The following is an 18,569-nucleotide window of genomic DNA, read 5'->3' as shown; positions in this document are numbered from 1 at the left end:
CGGCCTTTTTTGTTGGGCGCACGCCTTGTCGAGGCGATGTCCTGCTCCGGGCGCGCGCGAGGCGCTCGGCTCTCGTCCCGCCGGGACGCGGCCCTATTCGGCGGCGATGCGGCGAGGCGCGAGGTCCGTGATCTCGGCGGCCACCGCGACGACCATGCCCCGCAGTTGCCAGACGAGGTCGGAGAACCGGCCGGTCACCGCCAGCGACGCCTCGTTCATGTAGAGGCCCCGGTTGATCTCGATCTGGAGGGCATGACGGCCGATGCCGGGCTCGCCGTAGTGCTCGGTGATGAAACCGCCGGCATAGGGCTTGTTGCGAAGGACCTTGAAGCCGCAGGCGCGCAGGTGGTGCTCCACCAGCCCCGTGAGCAGGGGCGAGCAACTCGTGCCGAAGCGGTCGCCCAGCACGATGTCGGCCCGGCCGGCCTCCTCCCGCCCGAGGCTCGACGAGGGCATCGAGTGGCAATCGATCAGGATGGCATGGCCGAACTGCCGCGCGGTGCGCTGGATCAGGCCGCGCAGGGTGCGGTGATAGGGCTTGTAGAGGCCTTCGATGCGGGCGATCGCCTCCTCCACGGGCAGGCGCCCGCGGTAGATCTCCTGCCCGTCCGCGACGACCCGCGGCACGGTCCCGAGCCCGCCGGCTACCCGCATCGACCGGGTGTTGGCGAACGGCGGCAGCCGGCCCTCGAACATGCGCGGGTCGAGCTCGTAGGGCTCGCGGTTCACGTCGAGATAGGCCCGCGGGAAGTGCGCGCGCATCAGCGGCGCGCCGAGATCGACCACCGGTGCGAACAGGCGGTCCACATGCGCGTCCTCGGAGCGGCGAAGCGCCAGCGCGTCGAGGCGCGAGGCGGTCAGGAACGGACGGGGATAGACCGAGCCGGAGTGGGGCGTGTTGAAGACGAACGGGAGGGTATGCGTCCCCGGCTCGTCCACGACGAAGGGCGGGTCGAAGGCGATCGCGGACGGGGTCTGGTTCGAAAAGGGCTCGGTCATCGCGCTGTCGACGGGAGAACGCACGCCCTCACTTTGCTGGCTCCCACCGTCACTGTCCACTCAAGATCGTCGCGTGCGAGATGCAGGGCCCGCGCCGTCTCAGGATGTGCCCCGTCGCACCGGCCGTGGCGCGGATCTCAACACCTTGTTTACCAAGTCGACGCTTTATGGGAGGAACACACCGATTCGAAGGGTATGGGACGCCGCGCAATGAAGATTCTTCTGGCGGAAGACGACAACGACATGCGCCGCTTTCTCGCCAAGGCGTTGCAGAACGCCGGCTACGAGGTGCTGTCCTTCGACAACGGCCTGTCGGCCTACAACCGTCTGCGCGAAGAACCGTTCGAGCTGCTTCTGACCGACATCGTGATGCCGGAGATGGACGGGATCGAACTGGCGCGTCGCGCCACCGAGCTCGACCCCGACATCAAGGTGATGTTCATCACCGGTTTTGCCGCGGTGGCTCTCAATCCGGATTCGAAGGCTCCCAAGGACGCCAAAGTCCTCTCGAAGCCGTTCCACCTGCGCGACTTGGTCAACGAGGTCGAGAAGCTGCTCGCCGCCTGACGCGGCACGCCCCGTTCGCGAGAAGCGCCCGATGACGGCTTTCGCCGACATCGGGCCTGACGCGGGCGACTTCGTTCGACCCTCCGGATCATGGCCAGGCGCTCCCGTCCACGTCGCTTCCGGCTTCGCCGCCAGTACCGGCGCCGTTAGAAGGCAGTGCGGCTGCGGATGGCGGCCGAGAGCGTCCCCTCGTCGAGATAATCGAGTTCTCCCCCCACGGGGACGCCATGGGCGAGCCGCGTCGTCGTCAAGCCGAGATGGGACAGCGACTGGGTGACGTAATGAGCGGTGGTCTGGCCGTCGACGGTGGCGTTCAGGGCCAGGATGATCTCCTTCACCGCCGGATCGCTCGCCCGCTCCACCAGACTCTGAAGGTTGAGGTGCTCGGGCCGCACCCCGTCGAGCGCGGACAGCACGCCGCCGAGTACGTGGTAGCGTGCGCTCACCGCCCCCGACCGCTCCAGCGCCCATAGATCCGAGACGTCCTCCACCACCACCAGGGTCGCGGGGTCGCGGTTCGCGTCCGCGCAGACGGTGCAGGGATCGCAGGTATCGACGTTGCCGCAGTTGCCGCACACGACGATGCGCTCGACGGCCACGCGCATGGCCTCGGACAGCGGCCCGAGCAACGTGTCCCGCTTCTTGATCAACGTCAGCGCGGCGCGCCTCGCCGAACGGGGGCCGAGTCCCGGTAGCCGTGCGAGGAGTTGGATGAGGCGCTCGATCTCGGGACCGGCGACGGCTTGGCGCATGGGACTTCCGTGTTGGGATGATGAAGGGCCGCAGCCCTCGACATAGGGCATCCGGCGGCGGTCTGCCGCTTCGTTCGGCATCCCGAGGGCGATCGATCGGCGTTGAACCGGGCGGCTGACAATCCTCGGCAGACGTCTCCCGTCCTCCTCCCGGATCGGTTGACGACCCTTCTTTGCGGTTTATGCCAGACAGGACCAAGCGACGACGCGGTGAACCTGCGCGCGGCGGACCTGACCGACCGCGCGGACGCATCGTCGATACGGATCGCGGCGCCACGGCGGTGCCACGACCCTCCGGACAGCGGCGCGATCAGGGGCTCGAGGAGAGACACGTGAACGACATCGGTGACATCGACGCGGGCCCCTTCAACAGGGACCACGGGGCCGAGGCGATCGGCCTGCGCAACCTGAAGGCCGTGCACTGGAACCTGGAGGCACCGCGGCTCTACGAGGAATCCCTTGCCCGCGGCGAGTCCAAGCTCGCTCGTGGAGGCGCCCTCGTGGCCACCACCGGCAGCCATACAGGCCGCTCGCCCAAGGACAAGTTCGTGGTGCGTGACGCCGGCACCGAAAACGAGGTCTGGTGGGAGAACAACGGCGCCATCACGCCCGAGCAGTTCGACACGCTGCTGTCCGACTTCCTGGCCCACGCCGAGGGTCGCGAACTCTTCGCGCAGGATCTCTACGGCGGCGCCGACCCGGCCCACCGGGTCCAGGCCCGGGTGTTCACCGAACTCGCCTGGCACTCCCTGTTCATTCGCAACCTGCTGATCCGGCCCGAGCGGGACGCGCTGGCCTCCTTCGTGCCCGACCTCACCATCATCGACCTGCCGAGCTTCGAGGCCCAGCCGCACCGCCACGGCTGCCGGTCGAAGACGGTGATCGCCATGGATCTCACGCGCCGGATCGTCCTCATCGGCGGCAGCGCCTATGCCGGCGAGATGAAGAAATCGGTCTTCACCTACCTCAACTACGTGCTGCCCGAGGCCGGGGTGATGCCGATGCATTGCTCGGCCAACGCCGGCCTCGACGCGACCGGCGATTCAGCCCTGTTCTTCGGCCTGTCGGGCACCGGCAAGACCACCCTCTCCAACGATTCCTCGCGCCAGCTCCTGGGCGACGACGAGCACGGCTGGGCCGGGGACGGGATCTTCAATTTCGAGGGCGGCTGCTACGCCAAGACCATCCGCCTCTCGCGCAACGCCGAGCCCGAGATCTACGCCACCACCGAGCGGTTCGGGACGGTGATGGAGAACGTGGTGATCGATCCCGAGACCCGGGTACCGGACTTCGACGACGCCTCGCTCACCGAGAACACGCGCTGCGCCTACCCGCTCGACTTCATCGCCAATGCCAGCGCCACCGGGCGGGCGGGGCACCCCAAGAACATCGTCATGCTGACCTGCGACGCCTTCGGGGTGATGCCGCCCATCGCCAGGCTCACCGGGGCCGAGGCGATGTACCACTTTCTGTCTGGCTACACCGCCAAGGTAGCGGGCACCGAGCGCGGCCTGACCGCGCCGGAGGCGACCTTCTCCACCTGCTTCGGCGCACCCTTCATGCCGCGCCACCCGAGCACCTACGGCAACCTGCTGCGCGACCTCATCGCCCGGCACGAGGTCGACTGCTGGCTCGTCAACACAGGCTGGACGGGCGGCGGCGTCGGCACCGGCCGGCGCATGCCGATCCGCGTGACGCGGCGCCTGCTGAGCGCGGCCCTCGACGGGTCGTTGGCCAAGGTCCCGTTCCGCAAGGACCCCTATTTCGGGTTCGCGGTGCCGACCGCCGTGTCGGGCGTCGAGACGCATGTGCTCTCGCCTGTGGACACCTGGAACAACAAGGCCGCCTTCGCCGAGACCGCGACCCGCCTCGTCGGCATGTTCCGGGAGAACTTCAAGCGGTTCGAGGCGCATGTGGACGCCGACGTCCGCGCGGCCGAGCCGGTGCCGCGGGTGATCGCGGCCTGAACGGCCGGTGGGCGGCTGGATTTCGATCAGGCCGCCCGGTCCATGATGGCCTGCCGCACCTTGGTCGCCAGTTGCTCGAGGGTGTAGGGCTTGCCCAGCAGCCGCACGTCCGCATCGACGATGCCGTTGTGGACGATGGCGTTTCGCGAATAGCCCGACGTGTAGAGGACCCGCAGATCGGGACGCTTGCGCCGGGCCGCTTCCGCCAACCGGCGACCGTCGAGATCGGGCATGACCACGTCGGTGAACAGCAGCGACACGGTCGGATGGCTGTCGAGCAACGTCAGGGCGCCGGCCGCGCAATCGGCGTGGATCACCGTGTAGTTGAGGTCGCGCAGGGCCTCGACGGCGACGCGCCGCACATCGTCCTCGTCCTCCACCACCAGGATGATCTCCTGCGGCGAGCCCGCGGGCAGGGGCGCCGCGGCGTTGGCCATCGGATCCGGACCGTCGCGGTCGAGCCCGACGAGCCGCGGCAGATAGATCTTCACCGTCGTGCCGTAGCCGGCCTCCGAGTAGATCTTCAGGTGCCCGCCCGATTGCTTGACGAAGCCGTAGACCTGGCTGAGCCCGAGCCCGGTCCCGCGCCCCACCGCCTTGGTCGTGAAGAACGGATCGACGGCGCGGTCCGCCACCTCGGGGTCCATGCCCGAGCCGTCGTCCGTCACCGCGATGAGGACGTACTGTCCGGGCGCCACATCGGTGTGGCTTTGGGCATAGGCCTCGTCGAGGTGGGCGTTGGCGGTCTCGATGGTCAGCCGCCCGCCCTCGGGCATGGCATCGCGGGCGTTGACCGTGAGGTTGACGATCGCGCTCTCCAATTGGCTGGCATCTGCCATCGTCTGCCAGAGGCCGCCGGCGAGCACCGTCTCGATGTGGATGGTCTCGCCGAGGCTGCCCCGCACCAGTTCGGCCAGGGTCGCGATCAGGCGGTTGCAGGCTAGCGGCTCGGGTTGGAGCGGCTGGCGGCGGGCAAAGGCCAGGAGACGGCGCGTCAGGGTCGCGGCCCGTTCCGCCCCCTCCAGGGCGTGATCGATGTAGCGCTCGATCCGGATCTCACCGCCTTCGACCCGGCGCCGCATCAGGCACAGGTTGCCGATCACGATGGCGAGCATGTTGTTGAAGTCGTGGGCCATGCCACCGGTGAGCTGCCCCAGCGCCTCCATCTTCTGCGCTTGCCGCAACTGCTCTTCGAGCACGTCGCGCCTGGCGGCGGTGGAAACGAGGGCGCGGTTGGCCTGCGCGAGGGCAGCCTGAGCCTGGGCCATGCTCCGTTGCCGGCGCCGGGCCTCCGACAGGACGAAAGCGCCCAGCAGGACGACGAGGACGATGGCGGCGGCCACCGTCGCTTGTAGCCAGGCGGCGGCGGAACCCGCAGTCCTCTGCCGGTCGACGGCGATCTGGTCGTTGGCGGCATACAGGCGATCGCTCGAGGAACGGATCTCGTCCATCACCGCCTTGCCGCGGTCGGTCCGCACCAGGTCGAGGGCGTCGCCGATCCGACCGTCGGCGTACAGCCCCACCGACTCCCTCAGTTCTGCGAGCTTGGCGTCCGCCAGCGCGGAGAGGCGCGCGACGTCCGGACGCATCGGTGCATCGACGGCGCCCGAGATCGACGCGAGGCGCCGGCCGATGCCGCCGATCGCCTGCTCGTAGGGGGTCAGGTAGGCGGGGTTGCCCGTCAGGAGATACCCGCGCTGCCCGGTCTCGGCATCCTGGAGACCGGAGAACACATCGGTCAGATCACGCCTCAGATCGATGACCCGTCGCAGCTCGGCGGAGTTGCGGGCCTGCCCCGACACCAGGGCCGCGGTGGTGACGACGACGGCGACGAGCAACCCGAGGATGGCCACGACCGGAGCGACCCCACGCAGCCTCGATTCGTGGGGGACCGCCCCGATCGCTTCGACCGGGGGCAGCGTATCGTCGTGTGTCATGACAGGGGTCAGGTGGCGCTGTGGTGAGCCACCGTTTCACCCGGACGTCGCGACGGCAACATGCCGACGCCAACGGACGTCGATCTTCCGAAACTTTACAAATGATCGTGTGATCGGATCCACAGGTGCCGGCCCCGGCCTCGTCGGAGCAAGGGCCGGGGAGCCGACGCCGTTCAGAACAGCTTCATCCCCGGCGGGATCGGCAGGCCCTGGGTGAGTTCGGCCATGCGCTCCTGCATGGTCGCGTCCGCCTTGGCGCGGCCGTCGTTGAGCGCAGCCACGAGGAGATCCTCCAGGATCTCGCGCTCGTCGGGCTTCATCAAATCCGGGTCGAGAGCCACGGCCTTGACCGCGCCCTTGGCCGTCATGGTGACACGCACCGCCCCGCCGCCGGAGGCGCCGGAGACCTCGATACGGTCGAGCTCTTCCTGCAGCGATGCCATCTTCTCCTGCATGGCCTGAGCCTGCTTCATGATCCCCATGAGGTCGCGCATGTCTCGAATCCCGGCGTTGGTGACGGTGACGGTGGAGCGGATGTAGGTCGGGCCGATGTCGCGCGCTACGGCTCGTCGCCCTCGGTCTCGGCATCGCCAGAGGGAGCGGGCGCCACGGGCGCTTCGACGGCCTTGTCGCGGACGTCGACGATCTGGGCACCGGGAAAGCGCGACAGTACCTCGCGCACCAGCGGGTGTGCGGCGGCGTCCTGATGACGGGCTTCGAGAGCCACGCGGGTCCGGGCCTCAACCGTGGCCTCGCCCGCCTCCTTGGAAAGGGCGACGATCCAGCGCCGCCCGGTCCAGGTGTCGAGGGCGCGGGCCAGGTCGTTGGCGATGCTCTGGCGCCCGCCATCGGCGAGGCGGAATTCGATATGGCCCTCCTCGAACCGCACGAGGTGCACCGAGCGTTCGAGCGCCATCTTGAGGCCGATGTCACGCCGGGCCTCGGCCATGGCGATCACGTCCTCGAACCGGGTCAGGCGCGGCCCCTCGGGGGCGGTCGCACGCGCCACCGCCGGCACCGCAGCGGCTTCCGGTCGGGGCGTGGAGACCATGGCGACGTGGGCGGTGCGTGGTCCGCCGCCGCTCGCCAAAGCCAGCGGCGGCCTGCCGGGAGCCATCTCAGGTGCTGTCGGATGTGGTGCCGGAGCAGCGTCGAGGGCGTCGGCCTTGAGCCTGCGCAGGGCCTCGTCGGGCGTCGGAAGATCGGCGGCGTAGGCGAGGCGCACCAGCGCCATCTCGGCGGCTGCGAGGGGGCGGGCTGCGGCCTGGACCTCTGGGATCGCCTTGAGCAGGATCTGCCAGGTGCGCGACAGGACGCGGATCGAGAGGCGCCGGGCGAAATCGCCTCCGCGGACGCGTTCCGCCTCGCTCAGCGTCGGATCGGCGGCGGCGGCCTCGGGGACAAGCTTGAGGCGGGTGACCAGATGCGTGAAGCCCGCCAGGTCCGACATCACCACCGCCGGATCGGCACCGGACTCGTATTGCGAGCGCAGTTCGGAAAAACAGGCCGGGATGTCGCCGCGCATCGCCGCCTCGAACAGGTCGACGATGCGGCCGCGGTCGGCCAGCCCCAGCATGTCGCGCACGCTGGCGCTGCCCACGAGGCCGGCGCCATGGGCGATGGCCTGATCCAATAGCGAGAGCGCATCGCGCACCGAGCCTTCCGCGGCCCTGGTGATGGCAGCGAGCGCCTCGGCCTCGGCCTCGACGCCCTCGGCGGCGCAGATCTTCGAGAGGTGGGCGGAGAGCACATCCGCCTCCACCCGGCGCAGGTCGAACCGCTGGCAGCGCGAGAGGATCGTCACCGGGACCTTCCGGATCTCGGTGGTCGCGAAGACGAACTTGGCGTGGGGCGGCGGCTCTTCCAGCGTCTTCAGGAACGCATTGAAGGCGTTCGTCGAGAGCATGTGCACTTCGTCGACGATGTAGACCTTGTAGCGGGCCGACACCGGCGAATAGCGGATGCCGTCGACGATGGCGCGGATGTCGTCGACGCCGGTGTGGGAGGCGGCGTCCATCTCCAGCACGTCCATGTGCCGGGATTCCATGATCGCCTGACAATGGCGACCGAGTTCCGGCATGTGGATCGTCGGGCCGGTGTCGGGATGGCCGTCGCGGACGTAGTTGAGGCCGCGGGCCAGGATGCGGGCGGTGGTGGTCTTGCCGACCCCGCGCACGCCGGTCAGCATCCAGGCCTGCGGGATACGGTTGGCGGAAAAGGCGTTGGCCAGGGTCCGCACCATGGCGCCCTGGCCGATCAGGTCGTCGAAATCCTTGGGCCGGTACTTGCGCGCCAGCACCCTGTAGGGCGCCGCAGCGGCAGATGGCGGTTCCAGGCCCGCAAGGCCCGGCGCGTCGCTCTGAGGACCGGAAGTCGCGTCCATGCCGTCCTGATCACGCCGCCTTGATGATGGTTGCGCGTCCCCGATGGGGAGGCCCGACGCAGGACGGTGCCGAGGTGGGAGGCTGGACGAAGACCCGCTCGGTCTCGTTAGGGCTGCTTCCTTCCGGACCTGACCCGGTTGGCGAGTGAAACGTCCCTCGCCAACCTCCCGAGCGCTATATGGCGGGCGCGCTTCGCGAACGCAAGCGCGCCGTCCGGCGTGGCGCTATTCGGCCTTGCGCTTGGTGATGGCGTAGGTCTTGGGGTCGAGCTCGATGTCGAACTGCTTGCCGTTGGCGTCGATGGCGTCGTCGATCTCGATCTCGTCGTCCTCGACCTCGATCTTCTTCCACTTGGTGAAGCCTTCCTTCTTCAGGACGGCTTCGATCTTGGTCAGTTCCTCGGGGGTCGGCTCGCGGTCAGCGAAGGCGGCGCCGGTGAAGGCGAAGCCGAGGGCGGCGGCGAGAAGGCCGGTGGTCTTGATCGACATGGAAAAAGCTCCTTGAGGTCGAAACGTCGTCTCGTGACGCCCTGCGAACGATTGCCGCCCCAACCGGGTTCCACGCCAGCTTCCGGCGCGATGCACGCCGGAGTTGTCTCCGCCGGAGCTGCGCCTTAGGCTGGAACCCAGGGCACCGGCTCGGAGGAACCATGGTCACGCGCGTCGCTACCGTCGCCTTCGAGGGAATCGAGGCGCGCGCCGTCGACGTGCAGGTCCAGATCGCCAACGGGGCCGTCGCCTTCATGGTGGTGGGTCTCGCCGACAAGGCGGTGGCGGAATCGCGCGAGCGGGTGCGCTCGGCCCTCATCGCCTCGGGCCTGGCCCTGCCGGCCAAGCGCATCACCGTCAATCTCGCGCCGGCCGACCTGCCCAAGGAGGGCTCGCACTACGACCTGCCGATCGCATTGGCGGTGATGGGCGCCATCGGCGCCCTGCCGGCCGATGCGCTCGCGGGCTATTGCGTCCTGGGCGAACTGGCCCTCGACGGCACCATCACCGCCGTCTCCGGGGTGCTGCCCGCCGCCATGGCCGCTGGCGCCCGCGGTCTCGGCCTGATCTGCCCGGCGGCGACCGGACCGGAGGCCGCCTGGGCGGGCGGGGACATCGACGTGCTGGCGCCACGCTCGCTCGTACAACTCGCCAACCACTTCAAGGGCAGCCAGGTGATGGCGCGGCCGGAGCCGGCCATGGCCGCGCCGCCCTCCAACCTGCCGGACCTGCGCGACATCAAGGGCCAGGAGGGCGCCAAGCGCGCCCTGGAGATCGCCGCGGCCGGCGGCCACAATTTCCTGATGAACGGCCCGCCCGGGGCCGGCAAGTCGATGCTCGCGGCCCGGCTGCCGTCGATCCTGCCGCCGCTCAGTCCCCGCGAACTCCTCGAAGTCTCGATGATCCAGTCGGTGGCGGGCGAGTTGAAGGGCGGTGCCCTCTCGAACCGGCGCCCGTTCCGGCAGCCGCATCATTCGGCCTCGATGGCCGCCCTGGTCGGCGGCGGCCTCAACGCGCGCCCCGGCGAGGCCTCGCTGGCCCACGGCGGCGTGCTCTTCCTCGACGAGTTGCCGGAGTTCACGCCCCAGGTGCTCGATTCGCTGCGCCAGCCGATGGAGACCGGTGAGGTCATGATCGCGCGGGCCAACCACCGCGTGACCTATCCCGCCCGCTTCCAGCTCGTGGCCGCGATGAATCCTTGCCGTTGCGGACAGGCGCTCGAGCCCGGCTACGCCTGCCGGCGCGGGCCCAACGACCGTTGCGTCGCCCAGTACGGAGCCCGCATCTCCGGGCCGCTCCTCGACCGGATCGACCTGCGCATCGAGGTCGGCGCGGTCACCGCCGCCGACCTGATCCTGCCGCCGCCCGCTGAGGGATCGGCCGAATGCGCCGCCCGTGTCGCCGCCGCCCGGCTCATCCAGACGGAGCGCTTCGCCGCCCGCGGGCTCACCGGCGTGATGACCAACGCCACCTGCCCGGCGACGGTGATCGAGGAGGTCGCCGCCCCCGATGCCGAGGGGGCGACGCTGATCCGCGAAGCGGCCGAGGCCATGCGCCTGTCGGCGCGAGGCTTTCACCGGGTGTTGCGGGTGGCGCGCACCCTGGCCGACCTCGACGGCGAGGCGAGGGTGCGGCGCCTCCACCTGGCGGAGGCGCTGTCCTACCGCGGCCGGTCGGAACGGGCCGTCGCCGCCGCCTGAACGTTCCTGCGGCGGTGGCCTATTCCGCCGCCTGCCGCGAAGCGTAGCCGAGGCGCTCGTTGAGTTCGCCGAGCAGCTTGATTGCCGCATCCGCGATCACCGTTCCGGGCGGGAAGATCGCCGAGGCGCCGGCGGCATGCAGGGCCGGGTAGTCGCCGGGTGGAATGACGCCGCCGATGACGATCATCACGTCGCCGCGTCCGGCCTCGTCGAGGGCGGCCTTGAGCTCCGGCACCAGGGTGAGGTGGCCGGCGGCCAGCGACGACACGCCGACGATGTGCACGTCGTTCTCCACCGCCTGGCGCGCCGCCTCGGCCGGGGTGGCGAACAGCGGCCCGATATCGACGTCGAAGCCGAGGTCGGCGAAAGCCGAGGCGATCACCTTCTGGCCGCGGTCGTGCCCGTCCTGGCCCATCTTGGCCACCAGGATGCGGGGGCGGCGCCCATCCGATTCCTCGAAGGCTTCCACGAGCTTCCTCACCGTCTCGACCACCGGCGACATGCCACCCACCTCCCGCTTGTAGACGCCCGAGATCGAGCGGATCTCGGCCCGGTGCCGGCCCCAGGCCTTTTCCAGCGCCTCGGAAATCTCGCCCACCGTCGCCTTGGCGCGGCCGGCCTGCACCGCGAGCTCCAAGAGGTTGCCTTCGCCGGTGGCGGCTTTCGTGAGGGCCGCCAGTGCCGCGTCGACGTCGGCCTGGTTGCGCTCGGCGCGCAGGCGCTTGAGCTTGTCGATCTGGAGGGTGCGGACGTTGCCGTTGTCGACCCGCAGCAAGTCGATGGCACGCTCGTCGTCCGGCTTGAACTTGTTGACGCCGACGATGGTCTGGCGGCCGGAATCGATCCGCGCCTGGGCGCGGGCGGCGGCTTCCTCGATGCGCAGCTTGGGGATGCCGGCCTCGATCGCCTTGGCCATGCCGCCGAGTTCGTTGACCTCGCGGATGTGCTCCCAGGCGCGGGCCACGATGTCCTGCGTCAGCTTCTCGACGTAGTAGGAGCCGCCCCAGGGGTCGACGACGCGGGTGGTGCCGCTCTCCTGCTGCAGGAAGAGCTGGGTGTTGCGCGCGATACGCGCCGAGAAGTCGGTGGGAAGAGCCAGTGCCTCGTCCAGCGCGTTGGTGTGGAGGGACTGGGTGCCGCCTTGCGTCGCCGCCATCGCCTCGATGCAGGTGCGGGTGACGTTGTTGAACACGTCCTGCGCGGTCAGGGACCAGCCCGAGGTCTGGCTGTGAGTGCGCAAGGGCAGCGACTTGTCGGATTTCGGATCGAACTCCTTGACGAGGCCGGCCCAGATCAGGCGCGCGGCCCGCATCTTGGCGATCTCCATGAAGAAGTTCATCCCGATCGCCCAGAAGAACGATAGGCGCGGCGCGAACTGGTCGATGGTCAGGCCGGCGCCCAGGCCCGCCTTGATGTATTCGACGCCATCGGCGAGCGTGTAGGCGAGCTCGAGGTCCTGCGTCGCCCCGGCCTCCTGCATGTGATAGCCGGAGATGGAAATGGAATTGAACTTCGGCATGTTCTTCGAGGTATAGGCGAAGATGTCGCCGATGATCCGCATCGACCCCTTCGGGGGATAGATGTAGGTGTTGCGGACCATGAACTCCTTGAGGATGTCGTTCTGGATCGTGCCGGCGAGCTTTTCGGGCGGCACGCCCTGCTCCTCGGCCGCGACGATGTAGAGGGCGAGGATCGGCAGCACCGCGCCGTTCATCGTCATCGACACGGTCATCTCGTCCAGCGGAATGCCCGAGAACAGCGTGCGCATGTCGTAGATCGAATCGATCGCCACGCCGGCCATGCCGACGTCGCCCGAGACGCGCGGATGATCGGAATCGTAGCCGCGGTGGGTGGCGAGATCGAAGGCCACCGACAGGCCCTTTTGCCCGGCCGCCAGGTTGCGGCGGTAGAAAGCGTTCGAATCCTCGGCCGTGGAGAAGCCGGCGTACTGGCGGATGGTCCAGGGCTGGGTGACGTACATCGTCGGGTAGGGCCCGCGCAGGTAGGGCGCCACGCCGGGATAGGTCTTGAGGAAGGTGACGCCCTCGCGGTCGGCCGGGCCGTAGTGGCCCTTCACGGGAATGCCCTCGGGCGTCATCCACGGCTCGCCCGTCGGCGGCGCCGGCGCCGGGATGGCGTCGGCCGCGTAGGGGACGGTCGCGAAGTCGGGGATGCGGGACGTCATGGGCGGGTGCTCGTGCGGCGACAGGTTGTGCGGCATTATAAGCAAGGCCGCCCTGCGGGCTACTCCCATCGGCGTCGGCGCGCTCGCGCCCGGTCCCGATCCGGCGCGCGGCACGGTGCCGGGCCGTCGCGGGACGCGAGCCAACGTACGCGTTCGTCGATCAGCCCCGTCAGACGCTCGCGCCGGGCATTGCGCCGGCCGCAATCGCCGGGGCAGTCGCTGCCGCCGCCGGGATCGCACTGGACGATCGCCAGCACCAGGACGGCCAGCGCCAGAACGCCGAGGACCACCATCGGCAAGGCCACCCCGAGACCGACGAGGGCAGCCAAGACGAGTTTTCCGCCGAGCGAACCGGCGACCTTCAGCTTCACCATGAGGGCGAAGCTCCCGCCGGCACCGGCGAGCCCCCTCGCGACCCGTGCGATCCAGGTGCGCATCCTCCTGCGACGGGCCAGAGCCTCCAGGCGGGCGAGTTCGCGCCGGATGCGCCGGACGGCGGTATCGTCGTCACCGAGACTGACCTGATGCGGCAAACGGCAGCGCCCTCCACGAACCCGGAAGCGGAATCGATCATGAGGAGCTTAGGGAAGAACGGGGCCGACCTGAACCCGCGGCGCGTGACGGTCCGCCGGACGGCCGCGAGGGGGCGCGGCCTCGATCCGTCGCAATTTTTCGGATCCCGTTGAGCAAACCTGAAGGGGTTGAGCCGTACCGTGGTCTCCGGAAACCGAAGGAGACCGACCCATGAGCGATTCCATTGCAGGCCTCGCCACGTCGATCATGGCCGACAAGGCCTCGGCCCTGCGCGTATCTTTCCAGACAGCGGCCCTGCGTCAGCAGGGCGACAGCGAGAGGGCGATCGCGGGCCTGATCCAGGAGAGCGCCGAGACGCAGAGGGCCGCGCTGCCTGCAGGTCAGGGCAAGGTGGTCGACATCCTTGCCTGATGGCAGGGACGGACCCTCTCGCGCGACGTGCCGGTCACGGGTCGGCCCCCGACCGAAGCGACGCGCCGGTCACGGGTCGGCCCCCGACCGAAGCGACGCGCCAAACCCGCAAGGGGCGGTTGGCGGGGCTCGATCGAGGGGGAGGTCTGCGGCGATCGTAGTGCGGGCGCGCGGGTCGGCGCGCACCGGCCTGGCGGCGGTGGAGCCGTCGATCAGTTGAGGTAGGTGCGGATCCAGTTCGGGGAGAGGATCTCGCCCTCTTCCGTAATGATCCAGGGCTGCTTGGCCGGGTCGGTGAGGGCGCCGGCGGCGGCTTCGATGGCCTCGCGCAGGGTGTCGAAGCGGGCCGGCTGCGCGACGGGGGAGGCGGCCGGCGCGGTGCGCCAGATCGTCAGGTCCGCCGGGCGTTCGAGGGCTTCGGTTTCCATGGTCTTCAGGGTCCTTGTTGGGGGCTGGCCGTTGCGGGCCCGCCGGGTTCGTTGAAGGGTGAGCCCCGGCGTCGCGAGGCATGTGTCGGGGATGATGGAAGCATCTGTGAGGCGATTTCACGATCAATTGGGGCCGTTCGGCCACGATCGTCGCGTCATCCCCGGTTTCGCTCATCATGAATTCACCACGATGCTCGAAACCGTCGCCCCGGACCGCTCCTCTTGTTCGTCTGATCGCAGAATGATCAGAAGCCGTGTCCAATTCGTTACCGCCGATGACGCCGTGACACGGTGCGTGGACGCACAGTCGTCGATCGGCGCCACCTCACCGGGCCATGTTCCCCTGGTTGAAGGAATCGCGGTGAACGACCAGTTAACGAAGCGTGGCCGCGAAGGCACAGGGCCCCGCTGACCGAAGGAGTTGAGACGTGCCGGACCGGTTCGTGCGGGTCGCCTGGACCGCCGCCCTCTGCCTTTTGGCGCTGTACGTCCTGCAGCCCTACGTCAGCGGCTTCCTCTATTCGGCCGACCGGCCCCGGGCCGTCCTGGCGCGTGGCGACCTCGCCCCGGCCGAGACCTCGACGGTCGACCTGTTCGCCCGTGCCAGCCCCTCGGTGGTGCACGTCTTCGCGCAATCGGCGGCACAGGGGCGCGCGCTGATGGAGCCCGACCCTCAGGACGGCCAGGGCAGCGGCCAGCAGACCGGAACCGGCTTCGTCTGGGACGCGGCGGGACACGTCGTCACCAACAACCACGTGGTGGCCGGGGCGACGCAGCGCGGCGGTTCGATCTCCGTGCGGCTGTCGTCCGGAGACGTCGTGTCGGCGAGCGTCGTCGGCACCGCACCGAACTACGATCTGGCCGTCCTTCGCCTCGGCCGGACCACCACCATGCCGCCGGCGCTCGCCATCGGCACCTCGGCGGACCTCAAGGTCGGCCAGTCCACCTTCGCCATCGGCAACCCCTTCGGCCTCGACAGCACGTTGACCACGGGCGTGGTCAGCGCGCTTCAGCGGCGCCTGCCCACCGGCGAGGGCCGCGAGCTGTCGGGCGTGATCCAGACCGACGCGGCGATCAACCCCGGCAACTCGGGCGGTCCGCTGCTGGATTCCGCCGGGCGGCTCATCGGCGTCAACACCGCCATCTATTCGCCCTCCGGCGCCAGCGCAGGCATCGGTTTTGCCATCCCCGTCGACGTCGTGAACCGGGTGGTGCCCGAGCTCATCAAGAATGGGCGCACCCGCAATCCCGGCATCGGCATCATCGCCGGGCAGGAGGCCACGGCCGCCCGGCTCGGGATCGACGGCGTCGTGATCGTGCGCGTGATCCCCGGCTCCCCGGCCGCCGCCGCCGGCCTGCGCGGCGTCGACATGCAGACCGGCGACATCGGCGACGTCATCGTGGGCGCCGGCGGCAAGCCGGTGAACCGCCTCGCCGATCTCACCGCCGCCCTCGAGGCCGCCGGAATGGACGCGCCGGTGGACCTGGTGATCGAGCGCGACGGCCGCACCCGCAGGGTGCGGGTGACGACCGCCGACATCGCCCAGGCCCGCCTGTGATGTTCGCGGGCGCTCGACGCCCGAGGCCGCGTCACCCTCCGCAGGCAGTCCGCGCCTGACCGGCGTCGCGGACCGATCCCGGGTGAGGGATGCTACAACGGCCGGACCACCGCCTGGCCAAGACGACCATCAGGACGATCTCCCGCCCATGCCTCCGTTCCACAGATGACCCTGCTCTTCGGCGCCCTCTCCCTCCTCGGCCTGTGGTGGTGGGGAGGGAGCCTCCTGCGCCTCGCACCGGCGCTGCGCGCGAAGGTGATCGCGCGGATCGCGGCCTTCGGCGCCCTGGCGCTGGCCGCCCTGTTCCTCGTCAAGGGACGGTTCGATCTGGCGCTGGTGTTCGGGCTCGGCGGGGCCTGGGCGCTCGACGGCGCTCCGGCCCTGGCCCTGCGGGCCCGCAGGGTCTTCGATCGTACCCGGCGCTGGCGCCCGACGGTCTCGGCCGGAGTGGTCCGCCCGGTGATCGGCGCAGACGGATCGATCGTCGACGGCACCGTGATGGCCGGGCCGGATGCCGGCCGTACCCTCTCGACGCTGCCGCGGGATTCCCTCGTCGCCCTGATGGCCGCCTGCCGCAGGCGCGATCCGCGCAGCGCCGACCTGCTAGAGGCGTATCTCGACCGCCGGCACGCCGGCTGGCGTGTAGACGCTGAGCGCGACTCCGACCCGCGGCCGGGCCGTCCGCCGGACCCAGGGGCGATGACGCAGGAGGAGGCCTATCAGATCCTGGGGCTTGAGCGCGGGGCGACCCTGGACGAGGTCCGCACCGCCCACCGGACGCTGATGAAGCGGTTCCACCCCGACCAGGGCGGAACCGTCGAGGGTGCGGCGCGCATCAATGCGGCCAGGGACAGGCTGACGAACCGACATCGCTGATACTCCACGCGCGTTGCCAGGGGGACATTCGGAACGGATCGTTCGGGCAGGTCGTATCGCGCACGCACGGGCGCCGTTCGCGTCCGTGCGCCTGACGAGATCGCGCGAAGGCAGGCGCGGGGTCGCGCCTGGACTTCAGCTACGGGTGGCGAAGCAGTTGAAGCCGTTGCGCTTCAGGGTGTTGCAGGCGTCCTGCGCCGCATCCTGCTCGGAGAATCCCGAGAACCGCGCCCGGTACAGCGTGGCGCCGCCGTGCTCGACCTTCACCGTGTAGGGGGAGGCCTTGGCGAGCGCTCCGCCGCCCCGCGAGCGGGCGGCGCTTAGCATGGACTTCGCCTTGTCCTCGTCGTCCATGGCACCGAGCTGGATGACCCAGGCGGTGGGGGTGACGCGCGGCAGGGCGGCGGATTTCGTGTCGGACCGCGCCTCGGCGCGGGCCGGCGCGTCGACGGAGGCGAGGCGGGCCTCCACCTTCCCGGAATTGGGGAAGGCCGGCTGGCTCGGGATCGCGGCGTAGGCCTGGGCGCTGGCGGTGGCGCCCAGGCGCGCCTTCGGGGCGGCGCTTCCGGGGGTGGTCGTGCGGCCGGGGCTGATGTCGAGGGGCTCGTCGGCGTTGGTCGAGGCCGTGGTGTCGACATCCTCGTCGTCGGCGGCGGAGGCGAACTGGGTGCGGGTGCGGGCGGCGGCATCCGCCACCACCGCCGGGCGGGCGCGTTCCGCGACCTCGACGATCGCCGGCGCCTGGCGGCTGCCGGCGTAGGCGCGCGGCAGGCTCTGGCGCACGAGGTCGGCCATGATCCGGTCGCGGCTCGCGCCCGACTTGCCACCGAGGACGATCGCCACGATCTGGCGGTCGTCGAGCTTGGCCGCGGTCATCAGGTTGAAGCCGGAATCGCGGGTGTATCCGGTCTTGATGCCGTCGACCCCCTCCACCGTGCCGAGCAGCCGGTTGTGGTTGCCGATGGTGCGGCCGTGGAAAGCGAAGGAGCGGGTCTGGAAGTAGCGGTAGTAGCGGGGGAAGCGGTCCTGGATCGCGCGGGCCAGGATCGCGAGGTCGCGGGCGGTGGTGATCTGGTCGGAATCGGGCAGGCCGGAGGCGTTGACGAAGTTCGTCCGGGTCATGCCCAGCGAGCGGGCCTTGCGGGTCATCATCTCGCCGAACCGGCTCTCGGACCCGGCGATGTTCTCGCCGATGGCGCAGGCGACATCGTTGGCGGACTTGGTGACGATGGCCTTGATCGCGTCCTCGACCTCGATGGTGCCGCCGGCACGGAAGCCGAGCTTGGACGGCGCGCGCGCCGCGGCGAAGGCCGAGACGGTGAGCGGCGACTCGAGCGTATAGCGACCGCGCTCGAGCTGCTCGAACAGCATGTAGAGGGTCATCACCTTGGTGATGGACGCCGGATGCCGCAGCGCATCCTCGTTGACCGCGTGCAGGGTGCGCCCGGTCTTCACGTCGACCACGATGGCGGCGTAGGGCGGGTTGTAGCCGCCCGCAGGGCGGTGATGCCGGCTGCGGCGAGCTTCGGCCGAATCGGTCGTCACGGCGACGATGGCGGTGGCGGCCAGAAGGGCGGCAAGGGTCCGCGACGGCCGGGTTCGGTTGGGAACGCTACGCATCACGACACACTGTCCTCGGGCCCTGTCGGCACGGGGCCGACCGGCGACGCAAACCGACTGGAGCGGGACGCGGCCCTGCGGCCGTCTCCCTGCAACATCTGTCAATCAGGCTAGGAGGATGCGGTTACGGGCGGGTTAATGCAGCGCCCGCAAATTGCTCGC

General features: G+C 69.8%; 16 protein-coding genes and 1 other RNA gene. 6 read left to right on the top strand and 11 right to left on the bottom strand.

The features are described 5' to 3' along the window. Nucleotides 1-93: 93 nt before the first annotated feature. The gene (locus ASG40_RS09025) at nucleotides 94-999 is read right to left on the bottom strand and encodes an N-formylglutamate amidohydrolase (protein ID WP_055883896.1); all 906 of its coding nucleotides are present in this window, start codon (nucleotides 997-999) and stop codon (nucleotides 94-96) included. A gap of 210 nt (nucleotides 1,000-1,209) precedes the next feature. Between ASG40_RS09025 and cpdR the strand changes: the two genes are divergently transcribed. After that, a complete protein-coding gene (cpdR, locus tag ASG40_RS09020) occupies nucleotides 1,210-1,566 on the top strand; it encodes a cell cycle two-component system response regulator CpdR (RefSeq protein WP_055883891.1) in 357 nt (118 codons plus the stop codon). Between the two features lie 146 nt (nucleotides 1,567-1,712). On the opposite strand, the gene recR is transcribed toward cpdR, so the two are convergent. Continuing rightward, nucleotides 1,713-2,318 carry a recombination mediator RecR gene (recR, locus tag ASG40_RS09015; protein WP_055883886.1) on the bottom strand — a complete coding sequence of 202 codons (606 nt, stop codon included), beginning with the start codon at nucleotides 2,316-2,318 and terminating at the stop codon, nucleotides 1,713-1,715. A 350-nt stretch (nucleotides 2,319-2,668) separates the two neighbouring features. Between recR and ASG40_RS09010 the strand changes: the two genes are divergently transcribed. Continuing rightward, the gene (locus ASG40_RS09010) at nucleotides 2,669-4,285 is read left to right on the top strand and encodes a phosphoenolpyruvate carboxykinase (RefSeq protein ID WP_156387649.1); all 1,617 of its coding nucleotides are present in this window, start codon (nucleotides 2,669-2,671) and stop codon (nucleotides 4,283-4,285) included. A gap of 26 nt (nucleotides 4,286-4,311) precedes the next feature. Here ASG40_RS09010 and ASG40_RS09005 read toward each other — a convergent pair whose 3' ends face one another. From ASG40_RS09005 to ASG40_RS08990, 5 genes are all read right to left on the bottom strand, one after another. Next, nucleotides 4,312-6,222, bottom strand: a complete 1,911-nt coding sequence (locus tag ASG40_RS09005; protein WP_082523985.1) for a CHASE3 domain-containing protein — start codon at nucleotides 6,220-6,222, stop codon at nucleotides 4,312-4,314. A 173-nt stretch (nucleotides 6,223-6,395) separates the two neighbouring features. Beyond that, nucleotides 6,396-6,716: a YbaB/EbfC family nucleoid-associated protein gene (locus ASG40_RS09000; RefSeq protein WP_055883883.1), complete on the bottom strand. Its 321-nt coding sequence runs from the start codon at nucleotides 6,714-6,716 to the stop codon at nucleotides 6,396-6,398. Between the two features lie 65 nt (nucleotides 6,717-6,781). After that, entirely contained in the window at nucleotides 6,782-8,605 is a 1,824-nt protein-coding gene (locus ASG40_RS08995) for a DNA polymerase III subunit gamma/tau (protein WP_055883880.1), read from the bottom strand. 73 nt (nucleotides 8,606-8,678) lie between these two features. Further along, nucleotides 8,679-8,775: signal recognition particle sRNA small type (ffs, locus tag ASG40_RS20435), an RNA gene on the bottom strand. A gap of 55 nt (nucleotides 8,776-8,830) precedes the next feature. Continuing rightward, nucleotides 8,831-9,094, bottom strand: a complete 264-nt coding sequence (locus tag ASG40_RS08990; protein WP_055883878.1) for a PepSY domain-containing protein — start codon at nucleotides 9,092-9,094, stop codon at nucleotides 8,831-8,833. A 161-nt stretch (nucleotides 9,095-9,255) separates the two neighbouring features. On the opposite strand from ASG40_RS08990, the gene ASG40_RS08985 reads away from it, so the two are divergent. Further along, nucleotides 9,256-10,794 carry a YifB family Mg chelatase-like AAA ATPase gene (locus ASG40_RS08985; protein WP_055883874.1) on the top strand — a complete coding sequence of 513 codons (1,539 nt, stop codon included), beginning with the start codon at nucleotides 9,256-9,258 and terminating at the stop codon, nucleotides 10,792-10,794. A 19-nt stretch (nucleotides 10,795-10,813) separates the two neighbouring features. Here the strand turns inward: ASG40_RS08985 and scpA are convergent, their stop codons facing one another. Continuing rightward, entirely contained in the window at nucleotides 10,814-12,979 is a 2,166-nt protein-coding gene (gene scpA / locus ASG40_RS08980; protein WP_055884680.1) for a methylmalonyl-CoA mutase, read from the bottom strand. Nucleotides 12,980-13,038: 59 nt separating this feature from the next. Next, nucleotides 13,039-13,353: a hypothetical protein gene (locus ASG40_RS08975; protein WP_244480576.1), complete on the bottom strand. Its 315-nt coding sequence runs from the start codon at nucleotides 13,351-13,353 to the stop codon at nucleotides 13,039-13,041. A gap of 370 nt (nucleotides 13,354-13,723) precedes the next feature. Between ASG40_RS08975 and ASG40_RS08970 the strand changes: the two genes are divergently transcribed. Beyond that, nucleotides 13,724-13,924, top strand: a complete 201-nt coding sequence (locus ASG40_RS08970) for a hypothetical protein (protein ID WP_055883869.1) — start codon at nucleotides 13,724-13,726, stop codon at nucleotides 13,922-13,924. Nucleotides 13,925-14,136: 212 nt separating this feature from the next. On the opposite strand, the gene ASG40_RS08965 is transcribed toward ASG40_RS08970, so the two are convergent. Beyond that, nucleotides 14,137-14,352 (bottom strand): hypothetical protein, encoded by a 216-nt coding sequence (locus tag ASG40_RS08965; protein WP_055883866.1) that lies wholly within the window; start codon nucleotides 14,350-14,352, stop codon nucleotides 14,137-14,139. Nucleotides 14,353-14,780: 428 nt separating this feature from the next. On the opposite strand from ASG40_RS08965, the gene ASG40_RS08960 reads away from it, so the two are divergent. Together ASG40_RS08960 and ASG40_RS08955 are read left to right on the top strand one after the other, a co-directional pair. Next, nucleotides 14,781-15,911 carry a S1C family serine protease gene (locus tag ASG40_RS08960; protein ID WP_055883861.1) on the top strand — a complete coding sequence of 377 codons (1,131 nt, stop codon included), beginning with the start codon at nucleotides 14,781-14,783 and terminating at the stop codon, nucleotides 15,909-15,911. A 165-nt stretch (nucleotides 15,912-16,076) separates the two neighbouring features. Beyond that, a complete protein-coding gene (locus tag ASG40_RS08955; RefSeq protein ID WP_055883858.1) occupies nucleotides 16,077-16,787 on the top strand; it encodes a J domain-containing protein in 711 nt (236 codons plus the stop codon). 135 nt (nucleotides 16,788-16,922) lie between these two features. On the opposite strand, the gene ASG40_RS08950 is transcribed toward ASG40_RS08955, so the two are convergent. Further along, nucleotides 16,923-18,407: an SPOR domain-containing protein gene (locus tag ASG40_RS08950; RefSeq protein WP_055883853.1), complete on the bottom strand. Its 1,485-nt coding sequence runs from the start codon at nucleotides 18,405-18,407 to the stop codon at nucleotides 16,923-16,925. Nucleotides 18,408-18,569: the final 162 nt, after the last annotated feature.

Source organism: Methylobacterium sp. Leaf399 (assembly GCF_001424525.1).
Taxonomy (GTDB): Bacteria; Pseudomonadota; Alphaproteobacteria; order Rhizobiales; family Beijerinckiaceae; genus Methylobacterium.
Note: the sequence above shows the minus strand (reverse complement) of the source record. Positions and strands in the feature narration are given on the sequence as shown.